Here is an 18,923-nt window from a genome sequence, read left to right on the forward strand (position 1 = left end):
CTTGCCCATGGCGCGGGGCTATTCGTCGCCGAAAAGCGGGCGGATCAGGCGTTTCTCGAGTTCGAGAAGCAGGAAGGACAACGCCCCGACGGCAATGATCAGCACGCCGTCGGCCAGGGTCAGGGGACGCGAGCCGAAGATCGCGTGCATTACCGGCAGATAGGTGAAGGCAAGCTGCGCCAGCACCACCACGGCGATGGCGCCCAGAACCGGCCCGGTGCCCTTGACCCCGGTCAGCGTGAACGAGGTCATGTGCAGATAGCGCACGTTGAAGAGGTAGAATATCTCGGCCACGACCAGCAGGTTCACCACCATGGTCCGCGCGGTGGCAAGGTCGCGGCCCTGGGCCTGCGCCCAGAAGAAGATACCAAGCACCATCGCGGTGAAGAGGGCCGAGACGAAGACGATGCGCCAGACCAGGAACGGCGTCAGCAGCCCCGCGTCGGGCCTGCGCGGGCTGCGTTTCATCACCCCGGGCTCGGATGGCTCGAAGGCCAGCACCAGCCCCAGCGTGGCGGCAAGGATCAGGTTGATCCACAGGATCTGCACCGGCGTCATCGGCATGGCGAAGTTGAACAGGATCGCCAGGATCACCGCCATCGCCTCGCCGCCGTTGGTGGGCAGGGTCCAGCCCACAACCTTGCGGATATTGTCGTGGATGGTGCGGCCCTCGTGGACCGCATTGACGATCGAGGCGAAATTGTCGTCCATCAGCACCATCTGCGCCGCCTCTTTCGAGGCTTCGGTGCCCTTGATCCCCATCGCCACGCCGACATCGGCCTGTTTCAGGGCGGGGGCGTCGTTCACCCCGTCGCCGGTCATGGCGACGACGCGGCCCTCGGCCTGAAGCGCGCGGACAATGCGCAGCTTGTGCTCGGGCGAGGTGCGGGCAAAGACCTCGGTCTCGACGGCGGCGCGCTGGAAGGCGGCATCGTCGAGACGGTCGAGCTCTTGCCCGGTCAGCACCCGGGGCTCGGGCGCAAGGCCAAGCTGGCGGGCGATGGCCTGGGCGGTGGCGGCATGGTCGCCGGTGATCATCTTCACCGCGATCCCCGCCGAATGGCATTCGGCGATGGCGGCGCGGGCCTCGTCGCGGGGCGGGTCGATGAAACCGGCAAGGCCCAGGAACACCAGCCCGCTTTCCACATCGGGAAAGTCTATGGCGGTCCGGCCGGGATCGGTGCGCTTCATGGCGAAGCCCAGGACGCGCTCGCCCTCGGCGGCGGCGGCGGCGATGCGATTGGTCCAGAACGCGTTGTCCAGGGGCGCCGGGCCGTGGCTGGTCTCCTGCCGGTCTGACATTTCCAGGATGCGCTCGGGCGCGCCCTTGATCAGGATCAGCCCGCCGCCGTCCGCCGCGCGGTGCAGCGTGGCCATGAAGCGATGCGCGGCATCGAAGGGGATCAGGTCGAGCCGGGGACGCGCCGCGCGCTCGTCCTCGGGGACGAGCGGCGCCTTGAGCGCGAGCGTGACCAGAGCGCCCTCCATCGGATCGCCCTCTACCTGCCATTCGGCGCCCTTCCGGTGCAGCCTTGCATCGTTGCACAAAAGCCCGGCCCGGATCAGCGCCATGCTGGGTTCGTGATGGCTGCCGGAAGCGAACAGGCGGACCGGGCCGGGATCATAGCCCGCGCCCTCGACCAATTGTGCCTCCTCGGCGGTGATCAGGCGGCGCACGGTCATTTCGTTGCGGGTCAGCGTGCCGGTCTTGTCCGAGCAGATGACCGAGGTCGCGCCCAGGGTCTCGACCGCGGGAAGATGGCGGATGACGGCATTGCGCCCGGCCATGCGCTGGACCCCGATGGCGAGCGTGATGGTGATGACGGCGGGCAGGCCCTCGGGCACCAGCCCCACCGCCAGCGCCACCACCGCCATCAGCGCATCTTCCCAGCCGAAGCCGCGCAGGCCGACGGCAAAGGCGAAGAGCGCCGCCGCCCCTGCGAAGGCGAACCAGGTGAAGCGCCGCCCGAAGGCGTTGATCTGGCGCAGCAGCGGTGTCGTCAGCTCCTCTACCCCGCGGAGCAGAGCCGAGATGCGGCCGATCTCCGTCGCAAGCCCGGTCGCGGTCACAATGCCCGCGCCCTGGCCGGTGGCGACCAGCGTGCCCGAGAACAGCATGGATTTGCGGTCGCCGAGCGCCGCGCCCGCTTCGACCGGATCGGGGTGTTTCGAGGCGGTGACGGATTCGCCGGTCAGGATGGCCTCGTCCACGGTCAGGCTGCGCGCGCGCAGGATCCGCAGATCGGCGGGGATGCGGTCCCCCGCCTCAAGCAGGACGACGTCGCCGGGCACCAGATCCTCCATCGCGACCGAGACCCGCAGCCCGTCGCGCAGCACCGCCGCCCGGGGCGAGATCATGCTTCGGATCGCGTTCAGCGCGTTCTCGGCCTTGCCCTCCTGCAAATAGCCGACCACGGCATTGACCAGCACCACGGTCAGGATCACCCCGGCATCGACCAGATGGCCCAGAAGCCCCGCCGCCAGCGCGCCCGCCAGCATGAAATAGATCAGCGCATTGTTGAACTGCGCCAGAAAGCGCATCAGCGGATGGCGGCCCTTCCCGGCGGGCAGCGCATTGGGCCCGTGTATCGACAGCCGCCGCGCGGCCTCGGCGCCGGTCAGCCCGTCCTCGGCACTTTCCAGGGCCTGAAGCACCTGCGGCGCGGGAAGGGCGTGGAAGGCCGGGCTTTCGGTCGCGGTCCCGTCCTGCGGGCCGGGGCGGTCCTGAAGGGTGGCCATCATGTCTCTCCGGGCTGTCATGTCCGTCGGCGCGGCCTTGCGGCGCGTCCGGCAGTCTCTCGATCTGATGTCTGGGCACGCAAGGGCCCGGCGATTTGCGCGCCAGGGGCACGTATGTCGGCAGAGCCGTCATTTTTCGCGCATACCGGGCCGGGATCAAGGGACAAACATGCCGCATGCCGCCGGATCGGGGGCGGGCGCGCGGGAAGGGCGCGGACGGGGATGGCAATGACGGACATGTCATGAGGATTTCTTGAGAACCGGCCAGAAGATTGCATGATAAGGGCTTGAACTCAGCGGCCCGAGGCTATTTTTTGGGGCCGATGGTTCTCCCGACCTGTCAGCCCGCAAGGTTGTGCCGGACGCATGCGTGTCCCGCAGCCTTGGCTCGTGCTTTCATGCCGCGGGGGCACAGGCCGAAACACCACGGATTGCCCGGGCGGAGGGGGAATGATCGAGCACAACCTGATCCTGATCCTTGTCCTCCTGCCCTTCCTTGCGGCGGTGGTGGCGGCGACGCTGCCGGTCCATGCCCATACGGCGGCGGCCTGGATCTCGGGCCTGTCGCTGGCCGGAGGGCTCCTGATCCTTCTGGGGCTCTACGATCCCGTCTCGCAAGGCGAGGTGCCGCGCGCCGTGGTCGGCTGGATCCCGGCGCTTGGCCTGAACCTGAGTTTCCGCGTCGACGGCTATGCCTGGCTTTTCGTGGCGCTGGTGCTGGCGATCGGCATCCTCGTCGTGGTCTATGCGCGCTACTACCTGTCGAAATCCGATCCGGTGCCGCGGTTCTATTCCTTCCTGATGGCCTTCACCGGGGCGATGGTGGGGATGCTGCTTTCGGGCAATATCCTGATGCTGGTGGTGTTCTGGGAGCTGACCTCGATCATCTCGTTCCTGCTGATCGGCTATTGGTATCACACCCCCGCCGCGCGCGACGGCGCGCGCACGGCGCTGGTGATCACCGGGGGCGGCGGGATCTGCCTTCTGGCCGCGATGCTGCTTTTGGGGCAGATCACCGGCAGCTACGACCTGGACGTGGTGCTGGCCTCGGGCGAGGCGATCAAGGCGCATCCGCTGTATCTGCCGGTGCTGATCCTGTTCCTGCTGGGCGCCTTCACCAAATCGGCGCAATTCCCGTTCCATTTCTGGCTGCCCGGCGCCATGGCTGCGCCGACGCCGGTTTCGGCCTATCTGCATTCGGCGACCATGGTGAAGGCCGGGGTCTTCCTGCTGATCCGGTTCTTCCCGGCGCTTGGCGGCTCGGACGCCTGGTTCTGGCTGGTGACCGGCACCGGCATGACCACGCTGCTGGCCGGATCGGTGATCGCGCTCTTCCGCCATGACCTGAAGGGCCTGCTGGCCTATTCCACGATCTCGAACCTGGGGCTGATCACCGCGCTGGCGGGGATCGGCAGCACCGGCGCCATCGTCGCCGCCGTCTTCCACATCGTGAACCACGGGGTGTTCAAGGCCTCGCTCTTCATGGCGGCGGGGATCGTCGATCACGAGACCGGCAGCCGAGACATGCGCCGCTTGAGCGGGCTGCGCCGGACCATGCCGATCACCGCGACGCTGGTGATCGTGGCCTCGGCGGCGATGGCGGGGGTGCCCTTGCTGAACGGCTTCCTGTCGAAGGAACTGTTCTTCGCCGAGGCGGCGGACTGGCACAACGGCTCCTGGCTGGACGAGGCGCTGCCCTGGCTCGCCACGCTGGCCGCGCTGTTCACCGTGGCCTATTCGCTGCGCCTTGCGCTTGCTGTCTTCTTCGGGCCCGAGGCCACCGACCTGCCCAAGAAGCCGCATGAGCCTCCGGTGCTGATGCGCCTGCCGGTCGAGCTTCTGGTGGTGATCTGCCTGGCCGTGGGCATCCTGCCCGCCCTGACCGTCGAGCCGGTGCTGAACGTCGCCGCCCGCTCGATCCTGGGCGCGGACCTGCCCGAAGTGCATATCGCGATCTGGCACGGCATCAACACTCCCCTTATGATGAGCGTGGCAGCCATCGTCCTGGGCGCTGCGGTCTATTTCCTGTTCGCGGGCCGGATCGCGCAGGGCCCCGAGGGGCCGCCGCTGCTGCACCGGCTGCGCGGGCAGAAGGTCTACGACTGGCTGATGCTGCGGCTGAGCTGGAGCTGGCCGCGCGCGATCCATCGCCTCCTGGGGACCGAGCGGCTTCAGCCGCAGATCCGGCTGCTGTTCCTTCTGGGGATCGGCGCCGCGGTGCTGGTGCTGGGGGGCGCGCTCTGGGCGCTGCCGCCGGTCAAGACCAATGCGCTGAGCCCGGCCTTCGGCATCATGTGGCTGATCGGCGGCGCCTGCGCCATCGGCGCGGCCTGGCAGGCGAAATACCACCGCTTCGCCTCGGTGATCCTTCTGGGCGGCGCGGGTCTGATCACCTGCCTGACCTTCGCCTGGTTCTCGGCCCCCGACCTCGCGGTGACGCAGCTTCTGGTCGAGATCGTGACCACGGTGCTTTTGCTTCTGGGGCTGCGCTGGCTGCCCCGCCGCCGCGAGGAGATCCACGAGGACAACCTGCTGCCCGCCCGCGTCCGGCGCGGCCGCGATCTGGTGATCGCCATCGTGGCCGGGGCGGGGCTGGCGGCGCTTGCCTATGCGGTGATGACGCGCAAGCTGGTCCCCAATATCGGCGACTGGTTCCTGAGGAACGCCTATTACGAGGGCGGCGGCACCAATGTGGTCAACGTGATCCTGGTGGATTTCCGCGCCTTCGACACCTTTGGCGAGATCACGGTCCTCGCCATCGTCGGCCTGACGGTCTATGCGCTGCTGCGCCGCTTCCGTCCGGCGCCCGAGAGCATCCGCGCCCCCGAACAGCAGCAGGGCGAGCGCGACGGCGCGCTGCGCGACTATCTCTATGTGCCCTCGGTCATCATGCGCTGGATGTTCCCCGCGCTGATCGTCATGGCCTCGTATCTGTTCTTCCGCGGCCATGACCTGCCCGGGGGCGGCTTCTCGGCCGGGGTGACGCTGGCGATCGCGCTCTTGCTGCAATACATCGCCTCGAACGTCCGCTGGGTCGAGATGCGGATCACCATCCTGCCGATCCGTTGGATGGGCTTCGGCCTTCTGGTGGCGGGGGCGACCGGGATCGGCGCCTTCCTCTTCGGCTATCCGTTCCTGTCGGCCCATGCCCGCTATGTCGACATGCCGCTGATCGGCAAGGTGCCGATGGCCACCGCCATGGGCTTCGACCTGGGCGTCTTCGCCCTTGTCGTGGGGGCGACCGTGCTGATGGTCATCGCCATCGCCCACCAGTCGCTGCGTTCGGCCCGGCTGCGCGAGCAGGAAGAAGAGAAGACCGAGGAAAGGGAGGCTGGCTGATGGAGATCGTCCTTTCCGCCGCGATCGGGGTGCTGGCCGGGTCCGGGATCTGGCTGATGATGCGGCCGCGCACCTTCCAGGTGATCATCGGGCTGGCGCTGATGTCCTATGCCGTCAACATCTTCATCTTCTCGATGGGGCGGCTGACGGTGGGCGCGCCGCCGATCATGCCCAAGGGCGGTTTCATCAATCCGCAGAACTATGCCGATCCCTTGCCCCAGGCGCTGGTGCTGACGGCCATCGTGATCAGCTTCGCGACCACGGCGCTGTTTCTGGTGGTGATGATCGCCTCGCGCGGGATGACCGGCACCGACCATGTGGACGGGAAGGACCGCTGAGACGATGCTGGCAAGCGAACATCTGATCATCGCGCCGATCCTGATCCCCTTCGTCACCGGGGCCCTGATGCTGCTTTACGACGAGCGGCAGCGGAAGGCGAAGCTGGGGATCAGCCTGGTTTCGGCGGCGGCGCTGCTTTTCGTGGCGGTCGAATTGCTGAACCGTTCCAAGGGCGGGCCCGATTCGGGCGGGAACGAGATTTCCTTCTACCTGCTGGGCAACTGGGCGGTGCCCTTCGGCATCATCCTCGTCCTCGACCGGCTGTCGGCGATGATGCTGGTGCTGACCGCGCTGCTGGCGATACCGGCGCTGCTTTACGCGGGCGGCGGCTGGCACCGCAACGGGCAGCATTTCCATTCCCTGTTCCAGTTCCTGCTGATGGGGGTGAACGGGGCGTTCCTGACCGGGGATCTGTTCAACCTCTTCGTCTTCTTCGAGGTGCTGCTGGCGGCCTCCTACGGGCTGGCGCTGCATGGTTCGGGGCAGTTGCGGGTGCGGGCCGGGCTGCATTACATCGCGGTCAACCTGACGGCCTCGCTGTTCTTCCTGGTGGGTGTCAGCCTGATCTACGGCGTCACCGGCACGCTGAGCATGGCGCATCTGGCGCAGATGGTGGTGACCCTGCCCGAGACCGAGCGGCCGTTCTTCCACGCCGGGATCACCATCATGGGCCTGGCCTTCCTGGTGAAGGCGGGGATGTGGCCGCTGTCGTTCTGGCTGCCGACGACCTATATGGCCGGGGCGGCGCCGGTGGCGGCGATGTTCACCATCATGACCAAGGTCGGGGTCTATGTCGTGCTGCGGATCTCGATGCTGTTCTTCAGCGCCGATGCCGGGGCCTCGGCCGGGTTCGGCGCGGCGGTGCTGACCTGGGGCGGCATGGCGACGGTGGCCTTCGGGCTGGTGGGGGTGCTTGGCTCGCAGGGGATCGGGCGGGTGACCGGGCATCTGGTGCTGATCTCGTCCGGCACGGTGCTGGCCTGCGTCGGGCTTGCGCTTCAAGGCGGCGGCACCGCGCTTTTGTCGGGGGCGCTTTACTACATGCTGGGCTCCACCGTCGCGACCTCGGCGCTGTTCCTGCTGATCGAGCCGATGGGCCGCGAGGAAGGCGGGATCGCCTCGATGCTGGCGCTGACGGCGGATGCCTACGGGCTTGATACCGAAGAGGACGAAGCCGAGGAGGCGGGCCTTGCCATCCCCGGCACCATCACCGTCCTGGGGCTGAGCTTCGGCGCCTGCCTTCTGGTGCTGGCGGGCCTGCCGCCGCTTTCGGGCTTCATCGGCAAGGTTGCGGTGCTTCAGGGCCTGATGGGGGGCGATCTGGGCGGTAGCGTCCTGGGCTGGACCTTCCTTGTCCTGCTGCTGCTGTCGGGCTTCGCCACGCTGATCGGCCTGGTGCGGATCGGGGTCCAGACCTTCTGGGCGAGCGAGGGCGCGGTGCCCAAGGTGCTGGCGCTGGAGATCGCGCCGGTGATCTTGCTGGTCGGCCTGCTGGGGCTTCTGACCCTGCGCGCCCATGACGTGCTGCGCTATACCGACGTGACATCCGAGGCGCTGCACGAGCCCGGGATCTATTCCGACGGTGTCTTCTCGGCGCCAAGGGTGCGCAGCCTGCCCGCTCCGGCCCCGGCTTCGCCCGCACCGGCCACCGAAGGGACCGAGGAGGAAGCGCAATGATGCGGCGCCTGGTGCCCCACCCCCTGCTGACGGTCGGCCTGGTCGGCATGTGGCTGCTTCTGAACGGCTTCTCGCTGGGGCATGCCGTGCTGGGCACGGCGATCGCCCTGGTCGCCGGATGGGCGCTTGGGGCGCTGGAGCCCGACCGGCTGCGGCTGCGCGCGCCGATGGCGATGTTCCATCTGATGCGGATCGTCTCCTACGACATCATCCGCTCGAACATCGCGGTGGCCTGGCTGATCGCGACGCGCGGGCGCCGGGGCACCCGGAAATCGGCCTTCGTGCAGATCCCCTTGCGTATCCAGGATCCGGTGCCGCTGGCGGTTCTGGCCATGATCGTCACCGCGACGCCCGGCTCGGCCTGGCTTGAGCATGACACCGACGACAATATCCTTCTGCTGCATGTCTTCGACCTTGTGGATGAAGCGCATTGGCGCAACCTGATCCGCGACCGCTACGAATCCCTGCTTCTGGAGATTTTCGAATGACCCCCGGCACGCTGGTTCTGATCGCCTTGTCCTATTCGCAGATCGCGCTGGCGCTGGCGGCGGTGCTGGCCGGGGTGCGGGTGTTGCGGGGGCCGCGCGCGCAGGACCGGGTCCTGGGGCTGGATACGCTTTATGTCACGGCGATGCTGCTGTTCATCGCGACCGGGATCCGCACCGGCACGCCCTTTTTCTTCGAGGCGGCGATGGTCATCGGCCTCGTCGGTTTCGTCGCCACCGTCACGGCGGCGAAATTCCTGATTCGCGGCGAGGTGATCGAATGAGCCATCTTGAGACCATTCCCTGGTGGATCGCCGTTCCGGTCGCCTTCTTCCTGATCGTCGGCGCGACGCTGACCTTCCTGGGCGCGCTTGGCTTTCTTCAACTGCGCGATTTCTACGACCGGCTTCATGCGCCGACGCTGGGCACGAGCTGGGGGGCCGCCGGGGTGCTGCTTGCCTCGATGATCGTCGCGAACTGGACCGATCCCGAGCGGATCGTGCTGCATGAGCTGGTGATCGGCATCTTCGTGATGATCACGACCCCGGTCACGCTGATGCTTCTGGGCCGCGCCGCGCTGCACCGCGACAGGGCCGAGGGGCGCAAGGACATCCCCGGCTCGCTCAACCGCAGCGAGGCACCCGAGGTGGAACTGCTGAAGGACTGAGGCCTGCTCCTGCAATCCGGGTGAGCAGGGCCGTTTGGATCCGGTCTGAAAACGAAAAGGCAGTCCCGGGGGACTGCCTTTTCGTTTTGTCCGGACCTCTCCGCGTCTGGCTGCGTGGCGACATGGCAATCAGGCTATGGGATGGGCTTCGAGGCGATGGCTGGACCTGCATCTGGCGGCGCATCATGCGTGGCTGGGGCAGGTTGGTCTGGCTTCGCGCAGATCCAGAGGAGAGCGGGCTTGCACGAGGCTGGCTGGCTTTCTTGAGAATCACATAGCGCATGGATTCGGCTTTGTCAAGAATATTAAATGAAATCAAATAGTTGACTTATTTAGTCGGGAGATTTTGGCCAAGCTAAACACTCGGGAATGGTCGGGGCCCGCCCGGGGCCTCAAAAAAGACCGATCAGTCGCATTCCATCCGAACGGTCACAAGCATAAGATATGCTGATGAAAAACCTGACCCTCAAGCAGATCCGCTACTTCGAGGCGCTCGCCCGCCACCGCCATTTCGGCCGCGCCGCCGAGGATTGCGCGGTGACCCAGCCCGCGCTTTCCATGCAGATCCGCGACCTGGAGGATTCGCTGGGCGCCGCCCTGATCGAGCGTGCCGCGCGCCAGATCCGCCTGACCGGCTTCGGCGAGGTGTTTCTGGCGCGCGGCAAGGAGATCCTGCGCGCGGTGGACGAGTTGGAGGGTCTGGCACGGGCCGAAAGCGGCCAGCTCTCGGGGCGGCTCAGGATCGGGGTGATTCCCACCGTGGCACCCTATCTGCTGCCCGGCATCATCGCGCGGCTGGGGCGGCGGTTTCCCGAGCTTTCGCCGCAACTGCGCGAGACGGTGACGCCGCGCCTGATCGAGGAACTGACCGACGGGCGGCTGGATGCGGCGGTGATCGCCTTGCCGGTCTCGGAGCCCTCGCTGACCGAGATGCCGCTTTTCACCGAGCGTTTCGTGCTGGTCCGCCCGCAGGAGGATGCCGCAAAGCCGGTGCCCCATCCCGAGATGCTCAGCCAGATGCGGCTCCTGCTGCTGGAAGAGGGGCATTGCTTCCGTGACCAGGCGCTGTCCTACTGCGGCGCATCGCCCGGCCGCCCGCGCGAGATGCTGGACGGCTCCACCCTGTCGACGCTGGTGCAGATGGTCGGGGCGGGAATCGGCATCACCCTGATCCCGGAAATGGCGGTCCCGGTCGAGACCCGCGCCGCCCCGGTTTCTGTGGCGCGCTTCCGCGACCCGCAGCCCCATCGCACCATCGGCATGGTCTGGCGCCGCTCCAGCCCGATGGAGGCGCAACTGAGCCAGATCGCCGCCGTGGTGCGCGAGGCCGCCGAGGGGCTGCGCCCGGCGGGCGCCTGATCCGAAAAAGCAAAAGGCCGCCCGAAGGCGGCCATCGCTGGTTCCGGTGGGCCCGCGGCTCAGCCGTTGACCAGATCCTTGAGCGATTTCGCGATCGCGAACTTGACCTGCTTGTCGGCGGCCTTGGTCATGGTCTCGCCGGTGGCGGGGTTGCGGACCTGACGCTCGGGGCGCTCTTTGCAGGCGACCTTGCCAAGGCCCGGAAGGGTCACCGCGCCGCCCGCGGCGACTTCCTTGGCCACGACCGAGGCAATGGCGTCCAGCGCCGCGGTGGCGGTCTTCTTGTCGGCGCCCATGGCCTCGGCGACGGCGGCGACGAGCTGGGTCTTGGTGATCGGTTTGGACATTGATGTCTCCTGTTTATATGTGTGCTCCATCGCCCGTTTCCGAGCGGCCCCACGGGCTTGGATCGCTGCCCAATCACCCGCTTTTTCAGCCGAGTTCAAGCCCCCGACCGGCATCACCGGCGGATTTGCGGCGGATTTCGCCGCTCGGGGCCGCAGATCACAGGAAAGCGGTCTCTTCGAAGCTGCGAAGTTTGCGGCTGTGGATGCGCGAAACCGGCATTTCGCGCAAAAGTTCCATGGCACGGATGCCGATCTTCAGGTGGCGGCTGACTTGTGTCTTGTAGAAGTCCGAGGCCATGCCGGGCAGCTTCAGTTCGCCATGCAGCGGCTTGTCCGAGACGCAGAGCAGCGTGCCATAGGGCACCCGGAAGCGAAAGCCGTTGGCCGCGATCGTGGCCGATTCCATGTCGAGCGCGACGGCCCGCGATTGCGACAGCCGCCGCACCGGGCCGGACTGGTCGCGCAATTCCCAGTTGCGGTTGTCGATGGTGGCGACGGTGCCGGTGCGCATGATGCGCTTCAATTCGTAACCCTCAAGCTGGGTGACCTCTTCCACCGCGTCTTCCAGCGCGATCTGGATCTCGGCCAGTGCCGGGATCGGCACCCAGACCGGCAGGTCGTCGTCCAGCACATGGTCTTCGCGCAGATAGCCATGGGCCAGCACGAAATCGCCAAGCGCCTGGGTGTTGCGCAGGCCCGCGCAATGGCCGACCATCAGCCAGGCATGGGGGCGCAGCACGGCGATATGGTCGGTCGCGGTCTTGGCGTTCGAGGGGCCCACGCCGATATTGACCAGCGTCACGCCTTGGCCATCGGCGCGCTTGAGGTGATAGGTCGGCATCTGCGGCAGTTTCGCGACCGGATGGATGATGCCGTCCGGCGTCGTGATCTGCTGGTTCCCGGTGGCGACGAAGGCGGTATAGTCGGACGCCGGATCGGCCAGTGCCGCGCGGGCATAGGCCTCGAATTCATCGACATAGAACTGATAGTTGGTGAAAAGGATGTGGTTCTGGAAATGGCTCGCATCGGTCGCGGTGTAATGCGACAGCCGCGCCAAGCTATAATCCACGCGCTGCGCGGTGAAGGGCGCCAGCGGCATTGAGCCGTCGTCGAAATGCGAAAGCGTTCCGTTGACGATATCGTCATTGGTGGTCGCAAGGTCGGGCACGTCGAAGACGTCGCGCAGCGGGAAGTCCATCGCGCCTTCCTGCGGGATCGAGATCGCGGGATTGCCCGCGACCGCGAAATGCACCGGCATCGGGGTGGAAGAGGGGCCGACGCTGACCGGAACGTCATGGTTCTGGATCAGAAGCTCGATCTGCTGGGTGAGGTAGTTGCGGAACAGGTCGGGCCGGGTCACCGTGGTCGAATAGAGGCCGGGATGGCTGACATGGCCGAACGACAGCCGCGAGTCGATCTTGCCGAAGGTTTCCACGCTCAGCCGGATCTCGGGGTAGCAGGCGCGGATCCGGCGACCGGGACGCCCGTCGCGCAAGGCGCGGTTGAAGGCCCGGGTCAGATGTTCGACCGCCTGGGCGTAAAGCAGTTCCAGCCGTTCGACGGCGGCCTCGGCGGTGGTGAAGCTTTCATGGGCGGGGTGGTCGGGAAGGCAAAGGTTCGACAAATTGTCCTGCATGATCGGTCCCTGAAGGGTGATCGCCCGATATAAGCCCGAAGCGGCGGGGGGGCGCAAGTGAACTCCTGATGACGCGGGCGCGCGCGGGCGGGCCCTGCGGCTTGCGCCCGGCGGGGGCGGGGGCGATACTGCGCGGCATGAAAACGCTTCTTTCGCTTGGACATGGCTATTCGGCGGCGGCGCTGGCGCGACGGCTGATCCCGCAGGGCTGGCGGGTGATCGGCACCACGCGCGACCCGGCCCGGGCCGGGGGCCTGCGCGCGGCGGGGGTGGAGCCTTTGCTTTGGCCCGCCGATCCTGGGCTCGCCGATCCAGGGACCACCGATCTTGGCGCGGCGCTGGCGCAGGCGACGCATGTCCTGGCCTCGGCCGCGCCGGTGGGCGGGCGCGATCCGTTCCTGGCCGCCCTGCCCGGGATCGCTTCGGCCCGGGCCGAATGGGTGGGCTATCTCTCGACCACCGGGGTCTACGGCAATCGCGACGGCGCCTGGGTCGACGAGACCACCCCGCCCGCGCCCGCCCGGGGCCGTTCCGGCGACCGGGTCGAGGCAGAGGCCGAATGGCTGCAAAGCGGGCTGCCGGTGCATGTCTTCCGGCTTGCGGGGATCTATGGCCCCGGCCGGGGGCCGTTCCAGAAGGTCAAGGACGGCACCGCGCGGCGGATCCTGAAAGAGGGCCAGCTCTTCTCGCGCATCCATGTCGAGGATATCGCCCAGGTGCTGGAGGCGTCGATCCGCCGCCCCGATCCGGGCGCGATCTACAACCTGTGCGACGACGAACCCGCCCCGGCGGATGTGGTGCTGTCCCATGCGGCGGCGCTTCTGGGCCTGCCCGCCCCCCCGTCCGTGCGGTTCGAGGAGGCCGACCTGCCGCCGATGGCGCGCAGTTTCTACGAGGAAAGCCGCCGCGTCAGGAACGACCGCATCAAGCGCGATCTGGGGGTGAGCCTGCTTTATCCCAGCTATCGCGAGGGGCTGGCGGCGATCCTTGCCGCCGAGCGCGCGGCCTGACGCGGCCCCGGGCGGCAGGGGGCTGGCGGTCAGACTGGCGTAGCCCGCAAGGCGGAACCCCGCCATCCCGGCCAGACCCAGGAGCCGTCCGGGTCGCGGGAGGCCCGCGCCCGGAAGGGGCCTAGAAGTCCAGGTTTTCCACGTTCAGCGCGTTCTGCTGGATGAATTCGCGCCGCGGCTCGACCACATCGCCCATCAGCTTGGTGAAGATGTCGTCGGCCTCGGCCAGATCGTCGACCTTCACCTGCAGGAGGGTGCGCGCCTCGGGATCCAGCGTGGTTTCCCAAAGCTGTTCGGGGTTCATCTCGCCCAGGCCCTTGTAGCGTTGCAGGCTGAGGCCCTTTTCGCCCTCGGCCAGCACCGATTTCAACAGATCGACGGGCCCGTGGATCACCTGCTCGCGCTCCTTGCGCAGCAGGCGGGCGGGGTTGCGATAGACATCGCGGTTCTGGCCCGCGACCTGACCGAGCCGCCGTGCCTCGCCCGAGCGCAGCACCGCGCCGTCGAGCGTGCGCAGATCCTCGACCCCCCGCAGGATGCGCGACAGGCGGATGCCGTGGTCCTGGGTGATGCGGCCCTGCCAGCCGCGCTCATATTCCACGGCGACCAGATCGAGCCGCTGCGCCACCTGATCGGCCAGGGATTGCAGATCCGCCTCCAGGCTGCCGGGATCGAAGGCCCCCGCCAGCGCGGCCTGTTCCAGGATCTGGCGCGGATAATGGGTCGGGAACAGGTCCAGCACCCGGCGGAAGGCGCGCGCGCCCTCGACCACCCGCGCAAGATCGGCGCCCGCGAGTTCCTCGCCGCTGGCAAGGCGCAGCACGGCCCCTTCAAGCCCCTGCTCGATCAGGTAATCCTCAAGCGCGGCCTGGTCCTTCAGATAGACCTCGGACTTGCCGCGCTGCACTTTGTAAAGCGGCGGCTGCGCGATGTAGAGATAGCCGCCCTCGATCAGTTGCGGCATCTGCCGGAAGAAGAAGGTCAAGAGCAGCGTGCGGATATGGGCGCCGTCCACATCGGCATCGGTCATGATGACGACCTTGTGGTAGCGCAGTTTCCCGATGTTGAATTCGTCGCGCCCGATCCCGGTGCCAAGCGCCATCACCAGATTGCCGATCTCCTGGCTGGAAAGCATCTTGTCGAACCGCGCGCGTTCCACGTTCAGGATCTTGCCGCGCAGCGGAAGGATCGCCTGGTTCTTGCGGTCGCGCCCGGTCTGGGCCGAGCCGCCGGCGCTGTCGCCCTCGACCAGGAAGACCTCGGATTTCGACGGGTCCTTCTCGGAGCAATCCTTCAGCTTGCCGGCCAGGAAGTTCACATCCATCGCGGTCTTGCGCCGGGTCAGCTCGCGCGCCTTGCGCGCCGCCTCGCGCGCCAGCGCCGCCTCGACGATCTTGCCGACGATGATCCGGGCCGGGCCGGGGTTTTCCTCGAACCATTCCGACAGCTTTTCGTTCACCAGGTTCTCGACCGCGGGCCGCACCTCCGAGGAAACCAGCTTGTCCTTGGTCTGGCTTGAGAATTTCGGGTCCGGCACCTTGACGGACAGCACACAGGTCAGCCCCTCGCGCGCATCGTCGCCGGTGAAATCGACCTTCTCCTTCTTCGCGATGCCCGAGGTCTGGGCATAGGAGGTCACACAGCGCGTCAGCGCGCCGCGGAAGCCCGCCATATGGGTGCCGCCGTCGCGCTGCGGAATGTTGTTGGTGAAGGGCAGGACATTCTCGTGATAGCTGTCGTTCCACCACATCGCCACTTCGACGCTGATGCCGTTGCGCTCGCCGGTCATGTAGATCGGTTCGGGAAGCACGGCCTGTTTCGAACGGTCGAGGAATTTGACGAATTCCTTCACCCCGCCGTCGTAATGCATCTCGACATGCTGCGGCTCGGCACCGCGCAGGTCGGTGAGTTCGATCCTGACGCCCGAATTCAGGAAGGCGAGTTCGCGCAGCCGGTTCTCCAGCGTCTTGAAGCTGTACTCCAGGTTCGAGAACGTCCCGTCCTCGCGGTTGGTCTTGGCGCTGGCCAGGAAGCGCACCTCGGTCCCGCGCCTGCCGGGGGCGGGGCCCACCTCATGGACATGCGTGGTGCATTCACCGAATTCGAACCGCCCGCGATATTCCTTGTCCTCGCGCCAGACGGTCAGGTCCAGCCATTCCGACAGCGCGTTGACGACCGATACGCCCACGCCGTGCAACCCGCCCGAGACCTTGTAGGCATTGCCGCTGTCGTCGGTGTTGTTGAATTTGCCGCCGGCGTGAAGCTGGGTCATGATGACCTCGGCCGCCGAGACGCCCTCTTCGGCGTGGATGCCGACCGGGATCCCGCGCCCGTTGTCGCGAACGGAAACCGAGTCGTCCTCGTGGATCGTGACCACCACTTCGGTCGCATGGCCGGCCAGCGCCTCGTCGATGCCGTTGTCGACCACCTCATAGACCATATGGTGCAGGCCGGAACCATCGTCGGTATCGCCGATATACATGCCGGGGCGTTTGCGAACCGCCTCCAACCCCTTGAGAACCTTGATGGAATCTGCGCCGTATTCGGCGGGCTTGCGGGCGGCTTCGGCCATGCGTCTTTAACCCTTCACATTGTCCGCAGGTTATAGCGGTTCGGCCCGGCGATGTCACGCGCAGGCCACCAGATTTTGTGGTCAAAGGAACGGGATCACAAGGCCGACACCGATCAGCAAAAGCCCCGAGGCGATGTTCAGCCGCCGCATCGCCCCGGGGCTGGACAGCAGCGCCCGCGCCCGGTCCAGAAACAGCGCGAGGCCAAGATTTCCCAGCATCGGCACCAGGGCCGAGACGCAGAGGATCGCGACGATATCGGGCGTGGTCAGCCGCTCCAGCGCGAAGAAGCCGGGCAGCGCCCCCATGTAGAAAAGGATCGCCTTCGGATTGCCGATCACCGTCGCAAGGCCCACGCTCAGCCCGGCCCAAAGGCCCGGGCGCGTCAACCGGCCGTCGCCCTGCGGCCGCTCGGCGGGCTTGCGCAGAAGCAAGATCCCCATGATCAGGAACACCCCGGCGGCCACCCATCTGAGCATGGCAAGGAAATCGCCATAGACGCTTTCGACCCAGGCCAGCCCCATGATCGCGGCCAGGGGCCAGATCATGTCGCCAAGCGCCACGCCGACCGCAAGTGGCCAGGCGGTGGCGAAACCGCCCGACAGCGCCCGCGCGATCAGGGCGACCCAGACCGGGCCGGGCACCGCCCAAAGCGCCGCCATGCCAAGCGCATAGACGATCAACTGCTGAAAGGTGATGCTCATCTCAGAACAGCGGGCCCAGCAGATCGAGTTCGGCGGCCTCGTCCCAGGCGGTCCCCTGCAAGGGCAGCACCATCAGCGCCTCGGCAGGCGCGCGTCGGATCTCGCCGGTGACGGCGCCCGGCATCGCGACCCAGATGATCGGATTGGCGACCGGCCGGAACCCGGCCGCGGCGTATATCCTGGCCGTCCCGAAAAGCAGCACGAATTCCGCCCGCGCCTGCCCCGCCTGCGCGATGGCGTCGCGCAGCAGCTTGGCGGCATGGCCCTTGCCGCGATGGTCGGGATCGGTGGCGACATCGGCGATCCCGGCCACGGTGATCAGCCGCCCGCCAAGCCGCATCGCGCGCAACTGCACCGCGAGATGGGCGATGATCCCGCCCTCTTCGCGGATCACATGGCGCCAGTCGTGGCGGATCAGGTAGTGGCTGCGCCCGCCGAACCCCTCGAAACAGCGCGCCAGCAGGGCCGAGATCCCCGCCTCGTCCGCCTCGGGCAGATCGGCCTCGGCGATCCGCTCCACCCCGCCGGGCAAGGTCAGCCGCCCGTCCGAAGCCAGAGGCCAGAACGGGTTCAGCGCCACCTCCCAGACATGGCCGTCGGGATCGGCCCAATAGCCGGAATAGCCGCCCCAGAACACCGGCTCGGGCGCCTTGAGCGCCGTGCCCCCGGCGGCGACGGCGGCGGCAAAGGCCCGATTCACCGCCTCGCGCGAGGCGAAATTCTGCGCAAGCGTCACGGCGCCGGTGCCAAGCGTGGCCGGATCGCGCTTCTGGTCGGCGGCCAGATCCCGGCGCGAAAACAGCGCCAGCGCCGCGCCCTGCATCTGGAAGAACGCCACGCCCTCCTGGCTTTCGGCATGTTCGACCCAGCCGAGCCGGGCATAGAAGCGGCGCGCCGCCGCCAGATCGGCCACGCCAAGGGTTATCAGGCTCACGCGCTGCGGGGTCATGTCTCGATCCGGCTCAGGCCGCCCGTTTCGGCGACGCGGATGATCTGCGCGCTTTCGCCCAGACTGTCAAACAGCGCGGCCTCGGTCCCGGTCATCAGCGCCTGCGCGCCAAGCGCGACGATCTCGTCATAAAGCGCCGCGCGCCGGTCGGGGTCGAGATGGGCCGCCACCTCGTCCAGCAGCAGCACCGGCGCCCGGCCCAGATCCTGCGTCAGCGCCCGCGCATTGGCAAGGATCAGGCTCAGCAGCAGGGCCTTCTGCTCGCCGGTCGAGCATTGATCGGCGGGGACGTCCTTGGCGGCATAGACGGCGCCCAGGTCGGTGCGATGCGGCCCGCTCAGCGTGCGCCCGGCGGCCATGTCGCGTCGCCGCCCGGCGGCCAGAGCCTCGGCCAGCGCCTCGGCGCCGGGGGCGACAGGTTCGGGATGGATCAGCGAAAGCTCGGCCCGGGGAAAGATGTCGCGCCCGCCCAACTGCGCCAGGGCCAGCCTCTCCAGCGTCGCCGCGCGATTGGCCTCCAGCCGCGCGCCCGCCCCGGCCATCCGGGCCTCCAACGCGCCATACCAGCGCGGATCGCGCACCTCCTCCTTCAGCAGGCGGTTGCGCTCGCGCATGGCCTTTTCGTAATCCAGCGCGGCTTCGGCATGTTCGGGAAAGAAGGAAAGCGCCAGCCGGTCCAGAAACCGCCGCCGCCCCTCGGCCGCCTCGATCCACAGCCGGTCCATCGCAGGCACCAGCCACAGCACCCGCAAGAGCCGCCCCAGAGCCACCTGCCGCGCCGCCTTGCCGTCGATGCGCAATTCCCGCGCCCCGGATCCTGCGGCCCAGGTCTCGATCTCATGCCCGGCCTCGGACCCGCGCAACTCCGCCGCGATCTTCCAGCCGATGGCCTCCGGCCGCCGCGCCATATCCTCCAGCGCCGCGCGCCGCAGCCCGCGCCCGGGCGAAAGCAACGAGACCGCCTCCAGGATATTGGTCTTGCCCGCCCCGTTCGGCCCGACGATCGCCACCGGACGGGAATCGAACGCCAGCCGGGCGCTCTGGTGGCTGCGGAAATGCGACAGGAAAAGCCGGGTGACGGCAAGCCCCCTCATGCCCCCGC

General features: G+C 67.5%; 15 protein-coding genes and 1 pseudogene. 8 read left to right on the plus strand and 8 right to left on the minus strand.

The features are described 5' to 3' along the window. Positions 1–18 precede the first annotated feature (18 nt). Positions 19–2,742 carry a cation-transporting P-type ATPase gene (locus ABNX41_RS05920; RefSeq protein ID WP_438668800.1) on the minus strand — a complete coding sequence of 908 codons (2,724 nt, stop codon included), beginning with the start codon at positions 2,740–2,742 and terminating at the stop codon, positions 19–21. A 447-nt stretch (positions 2,743–3,189) separates the two neighbouring features. Between ABNX41_RS05920 and ABNX41_RS05925 the strand changes: the two genes are divergently transcribed. The 7 genes from ABNX41_RS05925 to ABNX41_RS05955 all read left to right on the plus strand — a co-directional run bounded on the left by ABNX41_RS05925 (position 3,190) and on the right by ABNX41_RS05955 (position 10,605). Beyond that, positions 3,190–6,078 (plus strand): monovalent cation/H+ antiporter subunit A, encoded by a 2,889-nt coding sequence (locus ABNX41_RS05925; RefSeq protein ID WP_438668801.1) that lies wholly within the window; start codon positions 3,190–3,192, stop codon positions 6,076–6,078. After that, on the plus strand, positions 6,078–6,416 hold the full coding sequence (locus tag ABNX41_RS05930) for a Na+/H+ antiporter subunit C (RefSeq protein WP_438668802.1): 339 nt from the start codon (positions 6,078–6,080) through the stop codon (positions 6,414–6,416). The genes ABNX41_RS05925 and ABNX41_RS05930 overlap by 1 nt, the downstream gene beginning before the upstream one ends. Positions 6,417–6,423: 7 nt before the next feature. Continuing rightward, positions 6,424–8,094, plus strand: coding sequence for a monovalent cation/H+ antiporter subunit D (locus ABNX41_RS05935; protein ID WP_438668886.1), 1,671 nt, complete (start codon positions 6,424–6,426; stop codon positions 8,092–8,094). After that, the gene (locus ABNX41_RS05940; RefSeq protein ID WP_438668803.1) at positions 8,091–8,582 is read left to right on the plus strand and encodes a Na+/H+ antiporter subunit E; all 492 of its coding nucleotides are present in this window, start codon (positions 8,091–8,093) and stop codon (positions 8,580–8,582) included. Before ABNX41_RS05935 ends, ABNX41_RS05940 begins: the two co-directional genes overlap by 4 nt. Then, entirely contained in the window at positions 8,579–8,863 is a 285-nt protein-coding gene (locus tag ABNX41_RS05945) for a K+/H+ antiporter subunit F (protein WP_438668804.1), read from the plus strand. The genes ABNX41_RS05940 and ABNX41_RS05945 overlap by 4 nt, the downstream gene beginning before the upstream one ends. Beyond that, entirely contained in the window at positions 8,860–9,246 is a 387-nt protein-coding gene (gene mnhG / locus ABNX41_RS05950; RefSeq protein WP_438668805.1) for a monovalent cation/H(+) antiporter subunit G, read from the plus strand. The genes ABNX41_RS05945 and mnhG overlap by 4 nt, the downstream gene beginning before the upstream one ends. Before the next feature lie 450 nt (positions 9,247–9,696). Next, positions 9,697–10,605 carry a hydrogen peroxide-inducible genes activator gene (locus tag ABNX41_RS05955; protein WP_438668806.1) on the plus strand — a complete coding sequence of 303 codons (909 nt, stop codon included), beginning with the start codon at positions 9,697–9,699 and terminating at the stop codon, positions 10,603–10,605. Between the two features lie 59 nt (positions 10,606–10,664). On the opposite strand, the gene ABNX41_RS05960 is transcribed toward ABNX41_RS05955, so the two are convergent. Further along, entirely contained in the window at positions 10,665–10,952 is a 288-nt protein-coding gene (locus ABNX41_RS05960; protein ID WP_438668807.1) for an HU family DNA-binding protein, read from the minus strand. Positions 10,953–11,109: 157 nt separating this feature from the next. Next, positions 11,110–12,588, minus strand: a complete 1,479-nt coding sequence (locus ABNX41_RS05965; protein WP_438668808.1) for an AMP nucleosidase — start codon at positions 12,586–12,588, stop codon at positions 11,110–11,112. 137 nt (positions 12,589–12,725) lie between these two features. Here ABNX41_RS05965 and ABNX41_RS05970 point away from each other — a divergent pair, with 137 nt between their 5' ends. Then, positions 12,726–13,598: an SDR family oxidoreductase gene (locus ABNX41_RS05970; RefSeq protein ID WP_438668809.1), complete on the plus strand. Its 873-nt coding sequence runs from the start codon at positions 12,726–12,728 to the stop codon at positions 13,596–13,598. A 121-nt stretch (positions 13,599–13,719) separates the two neighbouring features. On the opposite strand, the gene gyrB is transcribed toward ABNX41_RS05970, so the two are convergent. The 5 genes and pseudogenes from gyrB to recF form a co-directional block, all read right to left on the minus strand. After that, the gene (gyrB, locus tag ABNX41_RS05975) at positions 13,720–16,170 is read right to left on the minus strand and encodes a DNA topoisomerase (ATP-hydrolyzing) subunit B (protein ID WP_438668810.1); all 2,451 of its coding nucleotides are present in this window, start codon (positions 16,168–16,170) and stop codon (positions 13,720–13,722) included. Between the two features lie 81 nt (positions 16,171–16,251). Next, complete coding sequence (locus ABNX41_RS05980) at positions 16,252–16,872, minus strand: LysE family translocator (protein ID WP_438668811.1); 621 nt, start codon at positions 16,870–16,872, stop codon at positions 16,252–16,254. Position 16,873: 1 nt separating this feature from the next. Further along, entirely contained in the window at positions 16,874–17,392 is a 519-nt protein-coding gene (locus tag ABNX41_RS05985) for a GNAT family N-acetyltransferase (RefSeq protein WP_438668887.1), read from the minus strand. Positions 17,393–17,398: 6 nt separating this feature from the next. Continuing rightward, positions 17,399–17,821, minus strand: a pseudogene (locus ABNX41_RS05990) (VOC family protein); the annotation flags it as partial. Then, positions 17,818–18,915: a DNA replication/repair protein RecF gene (gene recF, locus ABNX41_RS05995; RefSeq protein WP_438668812.1), complete on the minus strand. Its 1,098-nt coding sequence runs from the start codon at positions 18,913–18,915 to the stop codon at positions 17,818–17,820. The gene recF and the pseudogene ABNX41_RS05990, both read right to left, overlap by 4 nt. Positions 18,916–18,923 lie beyond the last annotated feature (8 nt).

The organism is Pseudogemmobacter sonorensis (genome assembly GCF_042762395.1).
GTDB lineage: Bacteria > Pseudomonadota > Alphaproteobacteria > Rhodobacterales > Rhodobacteraceae > Pseudogemmobacter > Pseudogemmobacter sonorensis.

Coding starts and splice junctions, on each gene's coding strand:
- ABNX41_RS05920 (WP_438668800.1), bottom strand. CDS start 2,742: ATGATGGCCACCCTTCAGGACCGCCCCGGCCCGCAGGACGGGACCGCG.
- ABNX41_RS05925 (WP_438668801.1), top strand. CDS start 3,190: ATGATCGAGCACAACCTGATCCTGATCCTTGTCCTCCTGCCCTTCCTT.
- ABNX41_RS05930 (WP_438668802.1), top strand. CDS start 6,078: ATGGAGATCGTCCTTTCCGCCGCGATCGGGGTGCTGGCCGGGTCCGGG.
- ABNX41_RS05940 (WP_438668803.1), top strand. CDS start 8,091: ATGATGCGGCGCCTGGTGCCCCACCCCCTGCTGACGGTCGGCCTGGTC.
- ABNX41_RS05945 (WP_438668804.1), top strand. CDS start 8,579: ATGACCCCCGGCACGCTGGTTCTGATCGCCTTGTCCTATTCGCAGATC.
- mnhG (WP_438668805.1), top strand. CDS start 8,860: ATGAGCCATCTTGAGACCATTCCCTGGTGGATCGCCGTTCCGGTCGCC.
- ABNX41_RS05955 (WP_438668806.1), top strand. CDS start 9,697: ATGAAAAACCTGACCCTCAAGCAGATCCGCTACTTCGAGGCGCTCGCC.
- ABNX41_RS05960 (WP_438668807.1), bottom strand. CDS start 10,952: ATGTCCAAACCGATCACCAAGACCCAGCTCGTCGCCGCCGTCGCCGAG.
- ABNX41_RS05965 (WP_438668808.1), bottom strand. CDS start 12,588: ATGCAGGACAATTTGTCGAACCTTTGCCTTCCCGACCACCCCGCCCAT.
- ABNX41_RS05970 (WP_438668809.1), top strand. CDS start 12,726: ATGAAAACGCTTCTTTCGCTTGGACATGGCTATTCGGCGGCGGCGCTG.
- gyrB (WP_438668810.1), bottom strand. CDS start 16,170: ATGGCCGAAGCCGCCCGCAAGCCCGCCGAATACGGCGCAGATTCCATC.
- ABNX41_RS05980 (WP_438668811.1), bottom strand. CDS start 16,872: ATGAGCATCACCTTTCAGCAGTTGATCGTCTATGCGCTTGGCATGGCG.
- recF (WP_438668812.1), bottom strand. CDS start 18,915: ATGAGGGGGCTTGCCGTCACCCGGCTTTTCCTGTCGCATTTCCGCAGC.